The following is a 2,151-nucleotide window of genomic DNA, read 5'->3' as shown; positions in this document are numbered from 1 at the left end:
CGCTGATGTCGATGCTCAAGATCTGGGGCGGCGTCTTCTGGGGCAAGCGTCCCGATCCCCAGCAGGACTCCGAGGCCCAGACCGAGACCCGGGCCGATGAAGGGTCCGTGGCCACGGCTGTGGCCCCCCCGAGGGTCCGCCCTGCGCTGTACATGCCCGCTCTCGTTCTCACGGTGACGACCCTGTGCATGGGCCTGGGCGCTCAGGCCGTGCTGGATCTGAGCGCCACGGCAGCAGGGAACCTCCTGGACACGTCCAACTACGTCGAGGCGGTGCTCGGCCGATGAGTTACGTGAAGTGGGTGCTGCGCACCCTCTGGTTCCCCGTGTACTACAGCGCCGAGGTCATCAAGACCTCCGCGCAGGTACTGGGGGACGTCCTGACCCCCGGCAGCTCCTCCGCCCCGGCCTTCGTCGAGGTGCCCACGCGCTGCCGGACCGATTTCGAGACGACGATGCTCGCCAACATGATCTCCCTGACCCCGGGGACCATCACGGTCGCCGTCGGTGAGGAGCGGCCCGCCGTCCTGTGGGTCCATGGCCTGTACGTCGACGACCGTGCATCCTTCCGTGCCGGCATCGACCGCATGGAGGACCGTCTGCTGGCCGCGACCCGGCCACGCGAAGGGGCTCCGAGCCGCACCTCCGAGAAGGACGAGACCGCAGGAGGTGAGCGCTGATGCAGCCCATCGACATCGGCATCGTGGCCGTCGCCCTGGGCATGGCCGTCGCTGCGTACCGCATCCTGAGGGGGCCCTCGAGTTCGGACCGGGGTGCCGGCGCCGACGTGGTCTTCTTCGGGTTCGTGGGGCTGGTCGCCTTCCTGGGGTTCCGGCTCAACACGGATCTCGTCGTGGACATCGTTCTGGTGTGCACGCTCGTCGGTTTCCTGTCCGCCCTGTCCGTCGCCCGTCTGATCTCCGGAGGTAAACGATGACGCCGTTGGAGATCGCCAGCATGGCGTTCATGATCGCCGGCGGCCTGGTGTTCCTGGGCGGAGCGCTCGGTCTGCTGCGGCTGCGTGATTTCTACGCTCGGCTGAGCGGGGTCACCATCTGCGGCGGGCTCGCCCCGGCGCTCATTCTGCTGGGCCTGTTCCTGGACTACCCCACGTGGGAGAACGCCTGGAAGATCGTCCTGGCTCTGCTGATCCAGCTCTCCACCGCCGCGATCGGCGGCAACGCGCTGGTCCGGGCCGGGTACCTGACCGGGACGGCGCCCACGGAGTCGACCGCCTTCGACGACCTCGAGGAAGCCGGCGAGCGCCGTTCCGGGGAGGACGGAAAGGCCTGAGGGGCCGGTCAGCCCCGAACGCTCGACCCCTTGTCACCCGCGGGTGACAAGGGGTCGTTCCTTTCCGGGCCCCGCCCGCCTGGGCGGATCACAGAGCCCGCTGTTCCCCGGGCGCGGCGCCACCGCAGAGCAGCGACGACGGTGAACGATCACAAGGGACCGACGTGCCGGACACCGCCGGCGCGGACGTCGCCGATCTGCACACGACCGTCTCCGGAGGTGCCCGATGACCATCGTCGGCAGCGACGCTGACACCGAGGGTGCCCTATGAGCCCCGCCCTCCTCCCTCTCCTGGTGGGCATGCCGCTGGCCGTGGCCGGGCTCATCACCGTGCTCACCCCGTCCATGCGGATACGCAGTGCCCTCACGATGGTGCCCAGCGGTGTGGGGCTCATGGTCGCAACCCTGTTGCTGTGGCAGACCCGGGGCGGCGGGGTCGTCGCCCACAACGTGGCCCTGTGGGACGACGGAATCGCCATCCCGTTCGTCGTCGACACCTTCAGCGCCCTCATGATCTGGACCAGTTCACTTCTGGTGCTGGTGTGTTCGGCCTTCGCCGCGGCGACCCACGAGGACCAGCGCCCCTTCTTCCCGGCTCTGGTCCTGATCCTGTACGCGGGTGTGACCGGTGCCCTGATGACCGGGGACCTGTTCAACCTGTTCGTGTTCATCGAGGTCACGCTTCTGCCCTCTTACGGGCTGTTGGCGATGATGGGGACCTTCGGGAGGCTCCGGGCGGGGCGGATCTTCGTCAGCGTCAACCTGCTGACCTCGGTGACCTTCCTCGCCGGTGTCGCGTTGGTCTACGGTGTGGCCGGAACCGTGCACGTGGGTGAGCTGGCCGGGGCGGCTGCCGAGT

At 68.6% G+C, this 2,151-nt stretch carries 4 protein-coding genes and 1 pseudogene; all 5 read left to right on the top strand.

Annotated elements, in window-relative coordinates; all coding sequences use genetic code 11:
• Window positions 1-287 (top strand): annotated as a pseudogene (locus D474_RS0127030) (monovalent cation/H+ antiporter subunit D family protein); the annotation flags it as partial.
• Complete coding sequence (locus D474_RS0127025; protein ID WP_017616596.1) at window positions 284-679, top strand: Na+/H+ antiporter subunit E; 396 nt, start codon at window positions 284-286, stop codon at window positions 677-679. The pseudogene D474_RS0127030 and the gene D474_RS0127025, both read left to right, overlap by 4 nt.
• Window positions 679-936, top strand: a complete 258-nt coding sequence (locus D474_RS0127020) for a monovalent cation/H+ antiporter complex subunit F (protein ID WP_017616595.1) — start codon at window positions 679-681, stop codon at window positions 934-936. The genes D474_RS0127025 and D474_RS0127020 overlap by 1 nt, the downstream gene beginning before the upstream one ends.
• On the top strand, window positions 933-1,292 hold the full coding sequence (locus D474_RS0127015; RefSeq protein WP_017616594.1) for a cation:proton antiporter: 360 nt from the start codon (window positions 933-935) through the stop codon (window positions 1,290-1,292). Before D474_RS0127020 ends, D474_RS0127015 begins: the two co-directional genes overlap by 4 nt.
• A gap of 267 nt (window positions 1,293-1,559) precedes the next feature.
• The coding region (locus D474_RS0127010) for a proton-conducting transporter transmembrane domain-containing protein (RefSeq protein ID WP_017616593.1) at window positions 1,560-2,151 on the top strand (592 nt) is incomplete at its 3' end.

This window comes from Nocardiopsis salina YIM 90010, from assembly GCF_000341025.1.
In the GTDB taxonomy this organism is placed as follows: domain Bacteria; phylum Actinomycetota; class Actinomycetes; order Streptosporangiales; family Streptosporangiaceae; genus Nocardiopsis; species Nocardiopsis salina.
The sequence above is the reverse complement of the archived record's forward strand: the minus strand, read 5'-3'. Positions and strand labels throughout refer to the sequence as shown.